Origin of the sequence: Wukongibacter baidiensis, from assembly GCF_050888315.1 — a bacterium.
GTDB classification, from domain to species: Bacteria; Bacillota; Clostridia; order Peptostreptococcales; family Caminicellaceae; genus Wukongibacter; species Wukongibacter baidiensis.
Genome location: NZ_CP138202.1, coordinates 1213352 through 1231541, shown reverse-complemented (window position 1 = coordinate 1231541; position 18190 = coordinate 1213352). Strand labels below are relative to the sequence as shown.

The 18190-nt window shown below is 32.7% G+C and carries 21 protein-coding genes; 18 read left to right on the top strand and 3 right to left on the bottom strand.

All coding sequences use genetic code 11. From position 1 onward, the window contains the following. The first annotated feature begins 33 nt into the window (after positions 1 to 33). From R9X47_RS05875 to R9X47_RS05850, 6 genes are all read left to right on the top strand, one after another. On the top strand, positions 34 to 714 hold the full coding sequence (locus R9X47_RS05875) for an HAD family hydrolase (RefSeq protein WP_432665802.1): 681 nt from the start codon (positions 34 to 36) through the stop codon (positions 712 to 714). Between the two features lie 63 nt (positions 715 to 777). Further along, positions 778 to 1584, top strand: a complete 807-nt coding sequence (locus R9X47_RS05870; RefSeq protein WP_432665801.1) for a GTP pyrophosphokinase — start codon at positions 778 to 780, stop codon at positions 1582 to 1584. Positions 1585 to 1618: 34 nt separating this feature from the next. After that, entirely contained in the window at positions 1619 to 2356 is a 738-nt protein-coding gene (locus R9X47_RS05865; protein ID WP_432665800.1) for a tRNA 2-thiocytidine biosynthesis TtcA family protein, read from the top strand. Positions 2357 to 2360: 4 nt separating this feature from the next. Beyond that, complete coding sequence (locus tag R9X47_RS05860) at positions 2361 to 3053, top strand: metallophosphoesterase (protein WP_432665799.1); 693 nt, start codon at positions 2361 to 2363, stop codon at positions 3051 to 3053. 33 nt (positions 3054 to 3086) lie between these two features. Then, positions 3087 to 3413, top strand: coding sequence for a DUF1904 domain-containing protein (locus R9X47_RS05855; protein ID WP_432665798.1), 327 nt, complete (start codon positions 3087 to 3089; stop codon positions 3411 to 3413). 56 nt (positions 3414 to 3469) lie between these two features. Further along, positions 3470 to 4030 (top strand): DUF6648 family protein, encoded by a 561-nt coding sequence (locus R9X47_RS05850; protein WP_432665797.1) that lies wholly within the window; start codon positions 3470 to 3472, stop codon positions 4028 to 4030. A gap of 104 nt (positions 4031 to 4134) precedes the next feature. On the opposite strand, the gene R9X47_RS05845 is transcribed toward R9X47_RS05850, so the two are convergent. After that, a complete protein-coding gene (locus R9X47_RS05845) occupies positions 4135 to 4299 on the bottom strand; it encodes a hypothetical protein (protein ID WP_432665796.1) in 165 nt (54 codons plus the stop codon). A gap of 440 nt (positions 4300 to 4739) precedes the next feature. Here R9X47_RS05845 and R9X47_RS05840 point away from each other — a divergent pair, with 440 nt between their 5' ends. The 12 genes from R9X47_RS05840 (at position 4740) to R9X47_RS05785 (ending at position 16674) form a co-directional block, all read left to right on the top strand. After that, positions 4740 to 5444, top strand: coding sequence for a PrsW family intramembrane metalloprotease (locus tag R9X47_RS05840; RefSeq protein ID WP_432665795.1), 705 nt, complete (start codon positions 4740 to 4742; stop codon positions 5442 to 5444). Between the two features lie 288 nt (positions 5445 to 5732). Continuing rightward, positions 5733 to 6158: a thioesterase family protein gene (locus R9X47_RS05835; protein ID WP_432665794.1), complete on the top strand. Its 426-nt coding sequence runs from the start codon at positions 5733 to 5735 to the stop codon at positions 6156 to 6158. A 237-nt stretch (positions 6159 to 6395) separates the two neighbouring features. Then, positions 6396 to 7040: an HAD family hydrolase gene (locus R9X47_RS05830; protein WP_432665793.1), complete on the top strand. Its 645-nt coding sequence runs from the start codon at positions 6396 to 6398 to the stop codon at positions 7038 to 7040. A 196-nt stretch (positions 7041 to 7236) separates the two neighbouring features. Then, entirely contained in the window at positions 7237 to 8595 is a 1359-nt protein-coding gene (rlmD, locus tag R9X47_RS05825) for a 23S rRNA (uracil(1939)-C(5))-methyltransferase RlmD (RefSeq protein WP_432665792.1), read from the top strand. Position 8596: 1 nt separating this feature from the next. Further along, positions 8597 to 8872 carry a hypothetical protein gene (locus tag R9X47_RS05820; protein ID WP_432665791.1) on the top strand — a complete coding sequence of 92 codons (276 nt, stop codon included), beginning with the start codon at positions 8597 to 8599 and terminating at the stop codon, positions 8870 to 8872. Positions 8873 to 8925: 53 nt separating this feature from the next. Then, positions 8926 to 9549, top strand: a complete 624-nt coding sequence (catA, locus tag R9X47_RS05815; RefSeq protein ID WP_432665790.1) for a type A chloramphenicol O-acetyltransferase — start codon at positions 8926 to 8928, stop codon at positions 9547 to 9549. A 435-nt stretch (positions 9550 to 9984) separates the two neighbouring features. Beyond that, positions 9985 to 10590 carry a TetR/AcrR family transcriptional regulator gene (locus tag R9X47_RS05810; RefSeq protein WP_432665789.1) on the top strand — a complete coding sequence of 202 codons (606 nt, stop codon included), beginning with the start codon at positions 9985 to 9987 and terminating at the stop codon, positions 10588 to 10590. A gap of 4 nt (positions 10591 to 10594) precedes the next feature. Continuing rightward, complete coding sequence (locus R9X47_RS05805) at positions 10595 to 11449, top strand: GNAT family N-acetyltransferase (protein WP_432665788.1); 855 nt, start codon at positions 10595 to 10597, stop codon at positions 11447 to 11449. A gap of 315 nt (positions 11450 to 11764) precedes the next feature. Continuing rightward, complete coding sequence (locus R9X47_RS05800; RefSeq protein WP_432665787.1) at positions 11765 to 12712, top strand: AraC family transcriptional regulator; 948 nt, start codon at positions 11765 to 11767, stop codon at positions 12710 to 12712. Between the two features lie 168 nt (positions 12713 to 12880). Next, complete coding sequence (locus R9X47_RS05795; protein WP_432665786.1) at positions 12881 to 15319, top strand: excinuclease ABC subunit UvrA; 2439 nt, start codon at positions 12881 to 12883, stop codon at positions 15317 to 15319. Continuing rightward, the gene (locus R9X47_RS05790) at positions 15312 to 16391 is read left to right on the top strand and encodes a serine hydrolase domain-containing protein (RefSeq protein WP_432665785.1); all 1080 of its coding nucleotides are present in this window, start codon (positions 15312 to 15314) and stop codon (positions 16389 to 16391) included. The genes R9X47_RS05795 and R9X47_RS05790 overlap by 8 nt, the downstream gene beginning before the upstream one ends. An 85-nt stretch (positions 16392 to 16476) precedes the next feature. Continuing rightward, entirely contained in the window at positions 16477 to 16674 is a 198-nt protein-coding gene (locus tag R9X47_RS05785; protein ID WP_432665784.1) for a YwbE family protein, read from the top strand. A 167-nt stretch (positions 16675 to 16841) separates the two neighbouring features. Here R9X47_RS05785 and R9X47_RS05780 read toward each other — a convergent pair whose 3' ends face one another. Both R9X47_RS05780 and R9X47_RS05775 read right to left on the bottom strand, forming a co-directional pair. Then, complete coding sequence (locus R9X47_RS05780) at positions 16842 to 17651, bottom strand: helix-turn-helix domain-containing protein (RefSeq protein WP_432665783.1); 810 nt, start codon at positions 17649 to 17651, stop codon at positions 16842 to 16844. A gap of 192 nt (positions 17652 to 17843) precedes the next feature. After that, the gene (locus R9X47_RS05775; protein WP_432665782.1) at positions 17844 to 18149 is read right to left on the bottom strand and encodes a hypothetical protein; all 306 of its coding nucleotides are present in this window, start codon (positions 18147 to 18149) and stop codon (positions 17844 to 17846) included. Positions 18150 to 18190: the final 41 nt, after the last annotated feature.

Here is an 18190-nt window from a genome sequence, read left to right as displayed (position 1 = left end):
ATTGTGATAATTGAAACATAAGAGGGGGTACCTATGGATAATATTCTATTAATCTGGGATATAGATGGAACCTTGATAGATAGCAAAGGCTCAGGAAGAAATGCCATGAATGAGGCTTTTCTGCATCTTTTTAGTGTGGAAGACGGCTTCAAAGATGTTAGTATGGCAGGTAGATTAGATTCACAAATAGTTAAGCAGGCCTTTGAAATAAATAAAATATGTGATACTAATTTTACTAGATTTTTAGATAAATATGAGGAAATGTTAAAAGAAGGACTAAAAGGCAATACTTCGTCAAAGGTTTTGCCAGGGATTAATGAAATATTAGAAAAAACCGCTAACAATGCGAATATATTTCATGTCCTAGGGACTGGTAATTGTGAGAGAGGTGCAAGACTTAAGCTGTCACATTTACAATTAGATAAGTATTTTAAAATTGGTGGTTTTGGTGACGAAGATGTACAGAGGTGGCAAATTATAAAAAGGGCTATTAGTGAATCTGAAGCTTTTTATGATATAGATTTTTCAAACAATAAAACCTATGTTATTGGTGATACACCGCTAGATATTGAATGTGGAAAGATTTTGGGAATAAAATCTGTTGCTGTTGCAACAGGTGGGTATAGCTATGATGAATTAAAGAGCTATGAACCAGATTATATTTTTCAAAGCTTTGAGTCCTTTGAAGAGTTCCTATGTATACTAATAAAATAGATAAGGATTTCTAGAAAACTAAATAATTAATAACATAGAAGTTTTGAAATCGGGGTGGTATAATTGCAAAGAATAAAACATTGGAAACGAATCCTATTGCCCTATACACAAGCTGTTGAGGAGCTTAAGGTAAAGTTTAAATCTATTAGAAATGAATTTAGAGATATGAATGAGTACTCTCCTATTGAGTTTGTAACTGGTAGAGTAAAGAAAATATCAAGTATATTAGAAAAGGCTAGTAGAAGAAATATTACCGAGGATAAAATAGAAGAAGAAATTGAAGATATAGCAGGAATTAGGATAATGTGTCAATTTGTAGATGATATTTATGAGGTCGTAGAGTTAATTAGAAGACGAAGTGGGAAAGATTTAGATATTGTTTATGAAAAGGACTATATAAAAAATTATAAGGAAAGTGGATATAGGAGTTATCATGTTATCATTAGATATCCAGTACAAACTGCCCTAGGTGAGAAGAAAATACTTGCAGAGATTCAGATACGTACATTAGCAATGAATTTCTGGGCCACGGTGGAACATTCACTAAATTATAAATATAAAAAGAACATTCCTGAAGAGGTAAGAGATAGACTTAGAAAAGCTTCAGAAGCAGCGCATCAATTAGATAAAGAAATGTATACAATTAGGAATGAGATAATAAATGCACAAAAGCTATTTGAAGAAAAATCAAGCAGTGTTTACGAAATCTCAAACAATATACAACTTTTAAATCTATTTGGCTATAAAGAAGAGGCAAGGGAGTTTCAAAGTAAATTTGATAAGATATGGATAAATGGAACTTTGGAAGAGCTTCAGAAACTATCAGAATCTATAAAATATGCAATACAAAGATATCAAGCATTTGATTAAATAGAACTATAATCATTGGTGAGGAGCTTTACTCATGAAAAAATGGTATAATAAATTGTTTTTGAATGATATAAGAAGAGCTATAGATGATTATAATATGATTAAAGAGAATGAGAAGGTAATTGTTGGGTTGTCAGGAGGGAAAGATAGTACCCTATTGTTATTTGCCCTTGACTTGCTGAGCAAATATTCCCATAAAAGCTTTGAAGTAATAGGGGTGCATTTAGACTGTGGTTTTGGTATGGATATAGAACCTTTAAAGAAATTTTGTGAAAATAAGAATATTAAGTTTCACATTGAAGAAACGAATATAGTAGGGCAACTAGACTTTGAAGGTAAAAAAAATCCATGTTATCTTTGTGCCAGGCTGAGACGAGGAGCTCTTGGCAGACTAGCACAAAAAATGCACATATCCAAAATAGCTTTAGGACATCATATGGATGATGCAGTTGAGACTTTTTTTATGAATATGCTCTACAATGGTAAGCTAGGAACATTTCAGCCAAAGGTATATGAAAAAGAAAAGAATATCTACACAATAAGGCCTTTAGTATATGTTAAAGAGCAAAAAATAATAAAGGTAACTGAGATTTTAGAGTTACCTGTGATTAAATCAAAATGTCCTAAAGATGGATGTACAAGTAGGCAAGGAACAAAGGAGTTAGTTAATTCATTAGAAAAGGATTATCCTGATATAAGAGAGAAGATAGTAACTTCTTTAAGCAATATTGATATGAAAAATATTTGGAAACAAAGAAGAGATTGCTGGTGATAAAATGTCGTTATATGGAATAGCAGATTTACATTTAAGCTTTGAAACTGATAAACCAATGGACGTATTTGGCGATCTATGGATTCGTCATGACGAGAAAATAAAGACAAATTGGATGGAAAAAATAAGGGATAATGATACCGTATTAATTCCTGGGGATATATCATGGGCTATGAGACTAAAAGATGCTATGACAGACCTAGGTTGGATAAATTCTTTGCCGGGCAGAAAGATATTATTACGTGGAAATCATGACTATTGGTGGGGTTCTCTATCAAAAATGAACAATTTATTTGACAATATGCAATTTTTGCAGAATAATTATTATATATATGATGATTATGCTATATGTGGTACGCGGGGATGGAACTGTCCAAATCAAGTAAAATTTGATGATCACGACGAAAAAGTCTATGAGAGGGAACTTCATAGGCTAAGATTATCTTTACAATCTGCCCAAAAAGATGGATTTAGTAAATTTATTGTTATGACCCACTATCCTCCTACCAATGAAAAATTTCAAAGGTCAGGATTTATAGAAATATATGAAGAATATAATGTAGAGAAAGTAATATATGGTCATTTACATGGTAAAGATTCATTTAAGATGGGATTGAAGGGAATCCATAATGGTATTGAATATAGCTTGGCATCATGTGATTTTATTGATTTTAATCCAATAAAAATACTAGACTAGAAACTTACATAGGATTAAAAGGAGGGATAGACAATGCCTCAGCTTAAAGTAAGAGGTATAGGAGTTAATGAACTAAAGAAGATAAGCAAAGAACTAATAGATGAATTAACAGAAATTGTAGGTTGCCCTAGAGATTATTTCACTATAGAATGTATTAGTACCACTTCTATATTAGATGGGGAGATAGTTGAAACCTATCCATTTATCGAAGTTGCTTGGTTTGATAGGGGCCAAGAAGTTCAAGATAGAGTAGCTGAGATAATAACAAAGTATGTTAATGAAATAGGTGTAAAAGATTTAGATATGACCTTTACTGTATTTGAAAAAAATAGATATTATGAAAATGGTAAACATTTTTAACATAGAGATTCATAAGAACTCTATATTCATAAATTAGATCTAGATTGGGTGTAATAATGTTAAAATATAAAATGCCTGAAAATGTTTTTGATAAGTTTTTCGAACATAGAAATTCTTTAATACTTCAATTTAAAAACGGAGACATAACTAAAAGGGAATTTCTTGAGGAGCACTACCATTTTATTCAGAAACTGAAGCTACAACCATTTAAAAATAAAATAGATTCATTTGAAAAAGGGATTTACAATTATCAATATTATAATATGCTAGCGAAATATTGTTATATGAAATCAAAGGATAGAAAACTTATTAACAAGCATCCACAAGTTGCTCGTAAATATAGTGCAAAAGCAGCACATTACTATAATCAGAAGGATTGGTCAACAATAAGACTTCTCGAACACTTAGATTTTGAAAATGTTGAAGCATATTTTATAAAAGTAAGATCAAAGGCATTGAAGGATAAGCTCTATGAAATAGTCCTATATGACTTTCAAGATGTTATTCTACATTCGAAGAGCGAATCAATGCTAGAAAGATTAAGAAGTGAGGGTGTCTTTGACGAAGGTATAAGAAAATCTCTAATAGATGATTATATAAATCAGAAATATTTATAGTTTCCTATGTATCATAAAAAACGGGGTGTTTCAGAATGAGTAAATTTCAATAAAATAGAAATTTCTCACTCTGAGACACCCTCTGTTGATTTTAATCAATCTTTTTAAGAAGGATTAAAGTGATTAGTTTTGTTTTTAAAGGTATCTTTTTCTAAAACTTCTTTATTCTTCTTTTCAGATATTGCTCTATGATTAGCATTAATGTTTGAGTTTAACATGTCTTTATAATATATTTCATACGCGTTTATGAACTTCTCTTTGCTTTTCATAATATCACTCCTAAGATAATCTGGGTTTAATAGAGCTTTTAGAAACTTAACATATCCTCATAGATTATTTCGCTAGTATTAATTAATTGAGATAATTTGATAAGATTACTTTTTTCGTGTATTGACGTATCTTTTTTGTTACTACTTGAACTAAACAAATCTCTATAAACTATTTCACTGGTATTAATTAATTTGTCAGTATTGATCATTACACAATCACTTCCTTTATAATAATTTACCTCAAAAATTGATTTTATATAATGACGCATTTTGGATATCAATCCTTATATCCCAACAAACACTATAATAATGATTCGCATAGTTATATTAAAAAGTTAATAGTTTAAGTTTTGATAAATAGCTTTTTAGAAAAAAATGGAGCGATAAAAAAGATTCTTCTACAAATAATAATCTTATAGTGTATTGAAAGGGTGCTTAAAATGAACACTAGATTATTTGTTATTGCAATAACACCTGGAATTGCTCTTGCTATGGCAGTTTATTTTACCGATAGATATGATAAAGAACCCTTATCTTTGTTATTAAAGGTATTTGTTCTTGGATGTTTATCCGTAATTCCCACTGCCTTAGTAGAAAGATTTTTATTAGGCTTTAATGTCTTTGGAGGATTGCTAAGTGCTGCCTTTACAGCTTTCATTGTGGCAGGTCTAACAGAAGAATTCTTCAAAAGAGGAGTTGTACTATTAACAGCCTTCAGGAGCAAAGCCTTTGACGAAAAACTTGATGGGATTATATATGCAATTTTTTCAGCACTAGGTTTTGCAACTATTGAAAATATAATGTATGTTGTATTTAGATTTTCTGCGAACCCTACAATAGGAATATATAGAGGAATATTCTCTGTGCCAGCCCATATGCTTTTTGGAACTACTATGGGATATTATCTTTCACTTGCAAAATTTGCAAAGGATGAAGGTGAGAGAAAAAAATATCTTAGAAAATCTTGGTATGTTCCAGCATTACTTCACGGAGGCTTCAATTTCATATTAATGGCGCAGATCTCATATGCCTTTTTCGTATTTATACCATACGTGGTATACCTATGGATAGGAAACTTGAGGAAACTCAACGAATATTATGTTGAATCCAAAGTACTATATGATAAGGATATGAGGTTACAGTAAGTATAGTTATAATAAGGATAATGTAATAACTTTTACAATCAGCAAATATATACTGTTTGACTAAAATATAGAATCTAAAACCTATGGGAAAGTAAACTCCATAGGTTTTGTTATTGAGGTCATTTCTCGAAGAGCAATCTGACCAAAACGAAGTAGTTCGATGCTCCTGAGTTTCTATTGTATAAACATAAGAAAAAACTAACAAATCTATTAAAATAGAAAAATTTTGAATAATCATAGGGGGTAAAGGTATAAATATAATATATAGAGGAGAAGGGAGATGAAACCATGTTAAATGTTCCGAAGGTTGAAGTTGGAAGTAATATCACTGTTCAAAGAACAGTACAAAAAGAAGATACGGCTTTAAACTATGGTAGCGGAAAATTAGAGAAGCTTTTTGCTACACCAAGCCTTGTAGCACTTATGATCGAGGCCTCAGCTAAACTATTAGATGATAAACTCCCTGAAGGATTTATTACTGTCGGCAAAAAAGCAGAAGTAGTTCATGAAAAAACAACGGTACTAGGGGAAACTATTAGTGTAAATGTAGAGATAGAAAAGTTTGATGGAAACAGAATAAACCTTAAGATGACAGCCTATGATGAAATTGGTATCATTGGAAGAGGATCTCATGAAAGAATTATCGTAAATAAGAAATCATTATTAGAAAAGGCTCAAAAACGGGCAGAAAAGTTAGACAATAGGGACTTTTAGACTAGATAGCATAAAAGCCTCTTTAGATGATAATTATGCAATTCACTAATTTGACTAAAAGTTAAGATAGTAATAAAATAAAATAGAGTCGGGATTAGTTCCCACTCTATTTTATTGCGTCGTTCCTCAAACAGAAATCTGACCAAAACGAAGAGGTAAGATGCCCATTGAGTTTATATTTTTACATTAAAGAGCACTTAATGAAGTTTATTTTATAGATTATTTTAGGAGGCTGACATGTTAAAAGATATAAAGGCAGTAATATTTGATTTAGATGGGACCCTTGTGGATTCCATGTGGATATGGAAGGCAATAGATATTGAATATCTCGCTAAGAGAGGCCATGAACTACCAGAAGATCTTCAAAAAGCAATTGAGGGAAAGAGCTTCACAGAAACAGCAATATACTTTAAAGAAACCTTTAATCTAACTGATACAATCGAAGAAATTAAAGAAGAATGGAATGAGATGGCATCTGATTTCTATCGCAATAGAATTGACTTGAAAGGTGGAGTAAGGGAATTTATCGAGATGATAAAATCTAGAGAAATAAAACTAGGCTTGGGAACAAGTAATTCTAGAGAACTAGCCATAGAAGTATTAAAAAAGCATGATATCTATAAGCACTTTGATACTATTAGAACCTCTTGTGAGGTAGAGAAAGGGAAGCCCCATCCAGATGTTTTCCTGAAGGCGGCAGAGGATTTAAATGTTAAACCTGATGAATGTATTGTATTTGAAGATACTTATGCAGGAGTTCTGGCTGCAAAACGTGCTGGTATGAGGGTTGTTGCAATATCAGATGAACTATCAATACCTTATAAAGAAGAAATATGTGAGTTGGCTGAAAATTACATTGATAACTATATAAATATTGCTTAAAGAAGAGAAGAACGCCGGATACTAGCCGGCGTTTTTTGATGCTAAAAATTGACACAAATGAAGTGGTTCTATACCAATGAGTTTTTATTTGGACCTTTACTAAATTGGATTTAGGGTATATTATATCATAAGGAGAAAAATAATGTAGAGATTAATTGTAAGTGTGAAGCTTAACTAACTCAAGGAGTGTGAAAAATTGAAAAGAGGACAACTGGTAGAAGTTGAAATAAAGGATATGGAATTTCCAGCAAAGGGAATAGGAGAACTTGATGGAAAGAAGATATATGTAAAGAATGCTTTGAAGGGGCAAAAAGTAAAGGTTAGAATAAAGAAAAACCGTAAAGAATATGCAGAAGGTAAGTTAGTGGAAGTAGTAGGAACAGCTCACTATGAGTCGGAATCCTTCTGTGATCATTTCGGACTTTGCGGAGGTTGTGCTAGACAAACTGTTCCCTATGAGACACAGGTACAAATAAAGACAGATCTAGTCAAAAAACTTATTGACGAAGCGGGAATAAAGGATTACGAGCTACTAGATACTGTGAGAAGCCCTGAAATTTATGGTTACAGAAATAAGATGGAGTACTCCTTTGGAGATGAAGCTAAGGGGGGAGAGACGACCCTTGGGATGCATAAAAGAGGACAATTTAATTCTGTAGTAACCGTAGATAAATGTAAGCTTGTAGATGATGATTTCAATAATATTCTAAAGTCGAACTTAGAATATTTCAGAAAAAGAAATATACCACATTATATTAATAAAATCCATAAGGGATATTTAAGGCATCTAATAGTTAGAAAGGGATTAAATACTGGGGAAATGCTAGTTGTTTTAGTAACTTCAACCCAACTATGTCCTGATTTAACTGATTATGTAGAGATGATCCTTGGACTTAAACTTAAGGGAGAGATAAAAGGGATTATCCATATACATAATGACAATCTGGCTGATGCTGTAAAATGTGAGGAAATGAAGATACTTTGGGGACAAGATTATTTCTACGACGAGCTTCTCGGTCTGAGATTTAAAATATCTCCCTTTTCATTCTTCCAAACAAATACACTAGGAGCAGAACTCCTATATCAAACAGCCTTAGATTTTATTGAGGATTCAGATAACAAAACCGTATTTGATTTATATTCTGGAACAGGAACAATAGGACAAATTGCTGCTCAAAAAGCTAAAAAGGTAATAGGGATAGAAATTGTTGAAGAAGCCGTAAAAGCTGCGAATGAAAATGCTGAAATGAACGGTCTAAATAACTGTCATTTTATTGCTGGCGATGTACTAAAAGAGATTGACGAGATAAATGAAAAGCCAGATATAATAATTATAGACCCACCAAGGGTAGGAGTGCATCCAAAGGCGCTAGATAAAATTTTGAGATTTGAACCTAAAGAAATTATATATGTATCCTGTAATCCAAAGACACTTGCGGAAAATTTAAAGCAGATTAAAGAAGCAGGATATGTAACAGAGAAGGTTCGATGCGTAGATATGTTTCCGCATACACCTCATGTGGAGTGCTGTGTACAGTTAAAAAAGATAAAATAGTGTGAATGCTGGTAATTACAGAGACAAGAAGCTTATAACACAATCTAAGGAAAAAGAATTAGATAGATTAAAAGAAAGACAGATAGGTATTAGAGCAGAACTAGATGAAGTACTTTTAAATAGATTAAAAGTATCTATAGAAGAAAAGGTAGAATTTAAGTATATAATCCGTGAGGTTTTAAATAGGTTTATGGATAAGATAGTCATAGCTGACGATGGAAAAATAAAGATATGCTATAAATTCAATGGATCAGAGAAGATAAACACACACTTGTAGAATATTGTGTAGCATAAACTAGATAGTCAGGAATTTGAAGGGAGAATAATATTATGAGTTTCAACCTTATAGACAAAGAAAAATGGGAAAGAAAAGAATATTTTGAACACTACTCTTCAAGAGTTCCTTGCACATACAGTATGACAGTAAAACTTGATATTACAAAAATAAAAAAATCCAATCAAAAACTATATCCAACAATGCTCTATCTCTTATCAAGAGTAGTTAATAAGCATAGCGAATTTAGAACATCATTAAACAATAATGGACAACTAGGTATTTTTGATGAGCTAATTCCATGTTATACAGTATTCCACAAAGATACTGAAACATTCTCTAATGTTTGGACAGAATATTTCGAGGATTATGAAACTTTTCGTAAAGAGTATCAAAAGGATATTGAGGAATTTGGTTCTGTAAAGCGAATGGAAGCAAAGCCCAATACGCCCAATAATACTTTTCATGTTTCTATGATTCCGTGGGAAACTTTTGAAGGTTTTAACTTGAATTTACAAAAGGGGTATGATTATTTGTTGCCAATTTTTACAATAGGAAAATATTATAAAGAAAACGAAAAATATATCTTGCCCTTAGCAATACAAGTTCATCATGCTGTATGTGATGGATTTCATGTTTGTCGTTTTATAAATGAATTGAAAACACTTATTGAGATGTAAATTCCAATATATTGGGGAGAATATGAGTAGAATCCGTATTTGCAGTTAAGGCGCATTCTTCTTAAAATATGACATAATAGAATTTTGGTATTAACATTATTTTTACAGAGCCTTGTTTTATATTGTAGCGAATTAATATATAAGCTAGTACATAAAGAATCTACACCTAGCACACGGCACATGTTGAATGTGTGGTAGGGATACGAAAGAAAGAATCTACGAAATAGTTATAGTTTATCGTTGATTTTTAAACTCTAAAGGGCAGGCTTTTCGGGTATCAAGTTTTAAAGGAATCCAAGTAATTTAACTTGGATTCTTTTTTTTTGCAAACGAGATAATTTACGACTGAATAATATTCATGAATGATTCATGTTGAAAATTAGTAAAGCTCGTGATAAAATAAAAGCACGATCGGTTTTTAAAAGGAGGTTGATTATGCCAAAATTATCCGAAGAAAAGAAAAGTGAGAGAAGAGATTATATTTTGGATATAGCCTTTGAACTCTTTGCAGAGAAGGGGTATGCGTCTACTGGTATGAGAGACATTATGAAGGCTTCTAATATCAGCAAGGGCGGAATATATGTTTATTTCAATAGCAAGCTAGAGATCCTCTTAGGAATTATGCAGCGTATAGACTCCAAAAGAAGAAATATTCTTAAAGACATAGACAGCAGTCTTTCTGCTGATCAGATCTTATCACAATACCTAGAAAGGCGACTTGAGATATTCAAATACCCTAAAAACCATAAATGGGCAAAGATATCCTTAATGTTTTGGTCATTACCTAAGGATATTCCAGAACTCAAAGAGATAGATGATGAGCGCTATAAAGCCTATAGGGCTGATATAGAACATATTATCAATCAAGGAATAATGGAGGGAGTATTCAGGGCTAGCTACAATGTAGACTCCATGGTATATCAGATTATGAGTACAATAAACGGTGTTGGGGTTCTATCGGGTGTAATGGGAAGAGTGATCACAGATACTCAGATAAAAGATATTGTAGATATGCATCTTAAGTACTTGAAGGGGGAGTGAAGAATTGTACAGTTTTAAAAAGTGTATAGAAGTTTCTGATAGGCAAATATATGAAGCTTTCAGAGATGGGTTTGCAGATTATATAATACAAGCTAACATGACACAAGAACAGTTAATTAGTAGATTTTTTGGTATCGAGGGAAATGAAAGAGAGCTATCCTTTGTAGCTTTTAGGAATAATAGACCTATAGGGATTATATTAGGTGGGATAAAGACAGGTGAGATATTTAAGACACTTAGATGTGGAGCTATGTCCTTGATACCAGAAGAAAGAGGTAGTGGTGTAGCCACAAAGCTATTTGAATTACATGAAGGTTTAGCAAGGGATATAGGCTGTAAGCAGCTATTTCTAGAGGTAATAGATAGCAATGATAGAGCCATTAGTTTTTATAAAAAGATGGGTTATGAAAAGATATATGACCTAACCTATATGAATTGGGAGATAGAAAATAAAGAGATTATAGTACAAGGTAATAACCCTTTATCAAATGCGATAAGTGTTATTAGCCATGAGGACCTTTATTCATTGAGAGAGGAAGAGTTTTCACACCTACCATGGCAGGGCGAGTTTTCCTATTTTAAACAGCTGTCTTGTAATTATTATGGTATAAGAGAAGATGATCGTTTAATTGCAGGTTTGGCAGGAGCAAAAAATAAAATTTTATATATATGGGTTAACCCAAGGTATAGATTAAAAGGGTATGCAAGAGCCTTACTAAATAGATTGATAGTAGATACAGATACGCAAAAGTTAAATATCACCTACACAAACAACTCGGAGTTACATACATTTGCCAAACACTACGGTATGGAAAAGAATAAAATAAATCAGCTTGAAATGTACAAATGGCTGTACTAATTAATAGTTTTTTTAGGGGGGAGAAGACGAAAGCAAATAATTACTATTTATAAATTCCAAAACATCAGACCTGTCTTTTGAAGGTACAAAATCTGATCTATTATTGAAAGAAATTTTAGTACGTGATACCATTTCTATATATTGAATTTTTACAATATATAGAAATGGTATTAAATCTTTATAACAATATTTTTTTAGTAATTATAGTTGAAGGATTAATAAATTTTGAAGTAGTATGACTATAAGGATTTAAGTAAAGACTTTAATTTATATTATATAATCCCTATATATGTGACTGTTAAAGGAGTGAAATCAATGTTGGAATCAACTAGTTCACTTATACATAGTGAATATACCTCAAGAATAAATAAAGTCCAAGATTACATTGAAGCAAATCTTGGAGGAGATATTTCCCTTGATATACTTGCAGACATTTCTGGTTTTTCAAAGTTTCATTTTTGTAGGATTTTTCGAGGAATTATTAAAGAAACGCTTTTAAGTTATATAAATCGAATACGATTGGAGAGAGCAACAGGTTATCTTCTGCACAATCCTAGTATGAGTATTACCGAAATAGCAATGCAGTTAGGGTTTTCTGATTCAGCAGTATTTGCACGAGCTTTTAAAAAGCACTATGGAATGAGTGCTTCAGAAGTAAGGAAAAAATATAGCAAGAATTGCAAAGTAGATAGCAAGGATTGCAAAGCTAATATGATATTGCCAAGGTATAATGAAAAAGTATCAAATACCTTAAGAAAGAATAATGATATTTTAGTAAAAGGCAATGTTGAGGTACGAATAATTGAAGAAATAAAAGCTATCTATTTAAGGCACATGGGTTCCTATGAAGAATTGGCTACTGTGTTCCAAGGAATGTTAGGAAAATTAATAAGTTGGGCTATGGCGAGGAATTTAATAGGTTGTGATGGAATCAAGCTTTTTTCAATTTACCATGATAATCCCGAGTTTACTGAAGATGAGAATCTAAAAACTAGTATTTGCCTAGCCGTTTCAGAGGATATAAAAGTGGAAGGGGAGATCGGAAAGATAAACATTCCATCGGGTAAATATGCAATTGGGCACTTTGAAATTGATCGAAGCGATATCACCAATGCTTGGGACTATATTTACGGTGAATGGCTTCCGAAAAGCGGATTTCAGCCGGATAAAGGTTACATTTTTGAAATGTATGCAAATGACCCTAACACACACCCAGAGAAAAAACAAATTCTTGATATTTATCTCCCAGTAAAACCATTGTAATGGCTTTAGGATCATTACTACAGAAAATATAGATAAGGACAGTAGATAGAATTATCAATTCAAGCAACATTAGTAATACTTAGGAATCATACCTGAATATTAGGAGGCTTTTATAAAAATATTTGCACTCTAAAAAGCAATTGCCTATACTTTTTAAGGGGTGAATTTATGAAAAGCATAACAATAGAAGGTGCACGTATCCACAATCTTAAAGAAATTGATGTATCTATACCAAAAAACAAACTTGTTGTAGTAACAGGGGTAAGCGGCTCGGGCAAATCTAGTCTTGCCTTTGACATTATATTTGAAGAGGGACGTAAACAATACTTGCAGTCGTTGGGTGTTTTTGCTGGGATCGATGATGAAGACAAGTTTGATAACATATCCGGTATAGGCCCGACAATAGCAGTACAGCAAAATATTATACGCCAAAGCAATCCACGTTCAACTGTGGGCACAAAGACCAGTATCTTAAAGATGCTTGCAGTGCTTTATGCAGCAGAAGGCAAGATTTCCTGTTCAACATGTGATTCACTTGTTGGCGATGACATGATATGCTCAAAATGTGGAAATGTAGAAGAATACCTGCCGGCTAGTTATTTTTTATATAACAACTCGAATGGAATGTGCATTAGGTGCTCTGGTAAAGGATCGTATTATGAAATGAATATGCAACAACTTATTCCCTATGAAAATACAACTCTAAAACAGATTTTTGAAATAGCTAAACCAACACCCGGTTATAAAAAACTATTCAATAAAAAGTTTAAGGATTATCTAGAAATGCCCTTTTTAAAAATACCCGATGAAGTAAAAATAGAGATTCTTTATGGAAAATATACAAATAGCAATAGCCAAAATCGTAGCTATTGTTTACAAAGAATTTTTGAAGGTCGCCTTTTAAAAAGCGACGATAATTCAGGTGGTATATACACATCATCGGTTTGCTCCGATTGTGGAGGATTTAGGATTGGTGAAGAAGCACAAAAAGTATTTTTAAAAGGTAAACATATCGGCGAACTTGGAAAAATGACAATAACAGAATTACATGATTTTCTTGCAGGACTATTAAAGCAAGATACTTTAAAGCCCTTAGGAAATAACCTACTTAAAGATATTTTGCATAAAGTAAATTGCTTAAGTAAATCTCGTTTGGGCCATCTGTCCCTTTATAGAGAAATGTCCACTCTTAGTGGTGGAGAACTACAAAGACTTTTTCTTAATTCACATCTGGAATCAAAAATGGATTCTCTTATTTATATCCTTGATGAACCAACATCCGGATTACATGAGTCTGAAAAGGCTGAGCTGCTGAAATCAATCAAGGCTCTTAAAGAACTGGGTAACACTGTTATTATTGTAGAGCATGACAAAAGCACAATCGAGATGGCAGACCATATCATTGATATAGGTCCGAAGGCTGGGACGCAAGGTGGACAGATCGTTTATCAGGGTGATATAGATGGTCTCCTTAAGTGTGATTTATCAATCACTGGTCAATATCTATCTGGTAAAGCTATAATGCCTGCTAGAAAAACAAATCAAAATTGTGAAATTGAAAAGGAAACACCTAAGCTTACAATCAGGCATGCAAAACAAAATAATCTAAAGGATGTAACTGTGTCATTACCCTTGGGTATGCTTGTTGGAATTGCCGGTGTATCTGGAAGCGGTAAGAGCTCTCTTGTTTCAGACACTCTAATCTCACTTCTTCAAAGCCACTTTTATAATAAATCAGAGTATAATGAAACAAATACTCAGAAAAATGAAATTGATGACTACACCTTATTTACTACATCTGCAAAAAAAGAGGTAAAACTTGAAGGTGTAGAACATATCTCTGGATACGTTGAAGTATCGCAGGCTCCTATAGGTAGAAATATAAACTCCAATGTGATATCCTATATTGGTATTTGGGATAGAATACGTAAGATATTTGCTATGCAGCCAGAAGCTATTAAGCAAAACTTAACTGCCGGTCACTTTTCCTTTAACTCAAAGGGCGCCTGCTCTGAATGTGGAGGTAGTGGGCAGGAAAAAAAGTGGCTAGGAGACAGTTTCTTTATTAATAATATTTGCAAGGAATGTCACGGGAAAAGGTATAATGATGAAGCTTTATCTGTTAGCTATAGGGGAAAAAATATTGTTGACATACTAGAAATGACTGTTTCAGAAGCTGTCAATTTCTTTGAAGATAGTAAGAGAATTACTTCTACATTAAGAGTATTGAAGCAGGTTGGTATGGGATATATCAAACTGGGACAGCCTACGCCAACACTTAGTGGAGGTGAAGCTCAGAGAATCAAACTTGCAAAAGAAATCGGTAAACAACGAAAAGGAAATATACTTTATGTACTGGATGAACCAACTGTTGGTCTTAGTCTTTGTGATACTGCCAAGCTAATCTTATTATTAGATGAATTGGTTGGAAATGGGAATTCAGTAATTGTTGTTGAGCATGATCCTGAGGTTTTATCAACCTGCGATTGGATTATAGAACTCGGTCCTAAAGGAGGATTCGATGGAGGAAGGATTATCGCAGAGGGTTCACCACGGACTTTGAAAGAAAATCCGAAATCCAAAACAGGGAGGTATTTAAATGCTTGAAATTACTAGTAAAAGAGATTACTGGCCCACAAAAGAGTGGCAGACAGCAGAGCTAGTAGATGTAGATATGGATCCAAAATATCTTACGGATTTTGAGTATACTATAAATTCCAAATACAAAAATATTAATGGCATAGTTGTAGTAAGAAGGGGGTATATAGTTTATGAAAGATATTACAATGGATATTGTTCGACTGATACACATAATGTAGCATCGGTGACAAAAAGCTTTATATCTGCTCTGATTGGCATTGCCATTGATGCAGGATATATTAAAAGCGTAGATCAGAAAGTATTGGATTTTTTTCCTGAATATCTTTCGGGGGCAGATAATATTTCAAAAAGTACCATTACGATTAAACATCTTCTTACTATGACTGCACCATTTCCGTGGAAGAATGAACCTTTAGACAGACTAAGAAGACAAAAGGACTGGGTAAAATATATTTTAGACCAGTTAGGTAGAAATGGACAGATAGGGAATTTTCAATATAGCACTGCAGGAACGCATCTGCTTTCGGCTATTATTACACGTGCAACAGGCATGTCTGCTAGGGAGTTTGCAAACAAACATTTATTCAAGACTATAGGAATAAAAGAAATACCTGATCACCAAATGAAATCATTTAAGTTAGATGACGTTTTCGGGAAAAATGTTACGGGATGGATTAAAGATCCCCAGGGCAACACCACTGGCGGGTGGGGACTAACAATAACTCCTAGGGATATGGCACGTTTTGGATTTTTGTATCTGAATCGAGGTATTTGGGATAACAATCAAATTATTTCGGAGAAATGGATTGATGAATCAACAGCTTGGGATAACAAGCAAATTATTTCAGAAAAATGGATTGAATCAACAGCTATGAATATATGTAAATATGGTTATCTATGGTGGCTTTTTGAAGTAGAAAATACATTGGCATATACAGCAGCAGGCTCAGGCGGAAATCATATTTTTTGTATTCCTCAAAAGGATCTGGTTGTAGTGATAGCGTCTAAAATAATTCAAAGGCCTCAAGATAGATGGGCACTTCTCAAGAAATATATTATCCCTGCTATTTTAGAGTAGATGTAAAAATTGACATGGTAGTAAAAAATTTATGATTCATAAATAATGCTGCAGATACAAGTAATAAAGAGAGGGGAACAGTGTGATGCAAGGAACTAAAAGAGAAAAAATTAAGATAGGTGCAAGGGTCAAGGTAGTACAAAAACAAGATCAGCGCTCTGGAAAATTAACAGAAGGCGTAGTTCAAAGAATTCTTACAAACTCACATAGTCATCCTCATGGCATAAAAGTAATGCTTGAGGGTGGAATTGTAGGAAGGGTTAAGGAGATAGTAAATAGTTAACCATTATACAAGTCACTAACTGAGAGGTTAGATGACTTATTTTTTTACATTCTGAATATAAAAAGTGAAAATATAAAGAAATCTATTGTTTGATATATTTACACCTTAAAAAGGTGATGCTTTATAGTGGCTTTAAATTGTAGAGTAGTACTTATATGAATCTCCTACTATTCGTAATCAAAGTGGGATTTTACAGCTGGTTTATCTGATTGGAAGTCCTTTGGAGCATAATCAGTATAATCCTTAAAAACCCTGGCAAAATGGGGTTGGTCATAATATCCATGTTTATATGAAATATCTGTTAAACTAGAACTATTACTATTTATCATATCTCTTGAAGAAGCTTCAAATCTAACAATATTCATGAACCTTTTAGGACTGACACCAATATATTTTTTAAAGATACGTTCTAATTTTCGTATTGATACTCCACCGATTTGACAATAATCTTTTATACTATTGATATCGGAACTTATAAATTCCTCAATTATTCTACAGTCAATGTGCTCCTGAGTTTTGAGATTGACACATCTTATTAGCGACTCTTCTACGGTTTTAATAAAGTCTATAGGATCGTCAAATTGTACCATATGATCAGATAACTCTTCACAAAGTGAATGATTTACATCTCTTAAGTCTACTATTTTGTTGACATATTGACTCATCGACTGTCTTGTAAAAAAGTAAAAACCCCAAGGTTCAAAACTAATTCCTACGGCTTGTATTCTACCTTGTTGAGTTATTTGAACTGACCCCTCTCTTATTCCATGAAAATGAATATTTTTAGGTTGGAAGATCTTTTTATTTTTACTATAAATATAGGGATCGCCCATAGTTATAATCAGATCAACATGGTCCATAGGTAGTAATAAATTTTTACTAGGCGGACTTCCTTCTTCACCATTGACATACCAATAATGGCGAATAAGACCTCTCAGCAATGGCTTAACTTCATTTAGAAATTGTATTTTTATCAATTTTTTGACACCTCCTCATCATTGCAAATTCAATTAGTCCACTATAATAAAGTACTAGCTAGAGAGGTATACCACAGCAGAATAAGCATATCTTGCTTATTATTTTATCATATGTTTGCAATGAAAAGAGTATATCTCATCATTAGAGATACACTCTTTTGGCTAAAAGTGTTTGATCAATTACTGCGAATTTCAGTTGATATCAACACATGAATATACGTTTTTGACAACTGTTTTAGGATTGACTAACATTTTAAATTGATTTGTTTCATCACTTTTCATCATATTAGCACTAGCATTTTTTTCAAGTTGTTTTGACTCCCATCTTAAAACCAAAGTCCATTGGCCCTGTTCTACTTTAGCAATATCCATTCCATAGTATCCGTCGAACTTTTTATAGAACCTATCAAGTATCTTAAAACCTTCTGAAATCTGTTGTTCTTCTAAATTGTCAACCAGATTAAACGTTATTATTTCAATACATCCTTTTTCCTTCATTTTTACACCTCCAAAATGTTATACTTCATTCTATCTCAAGA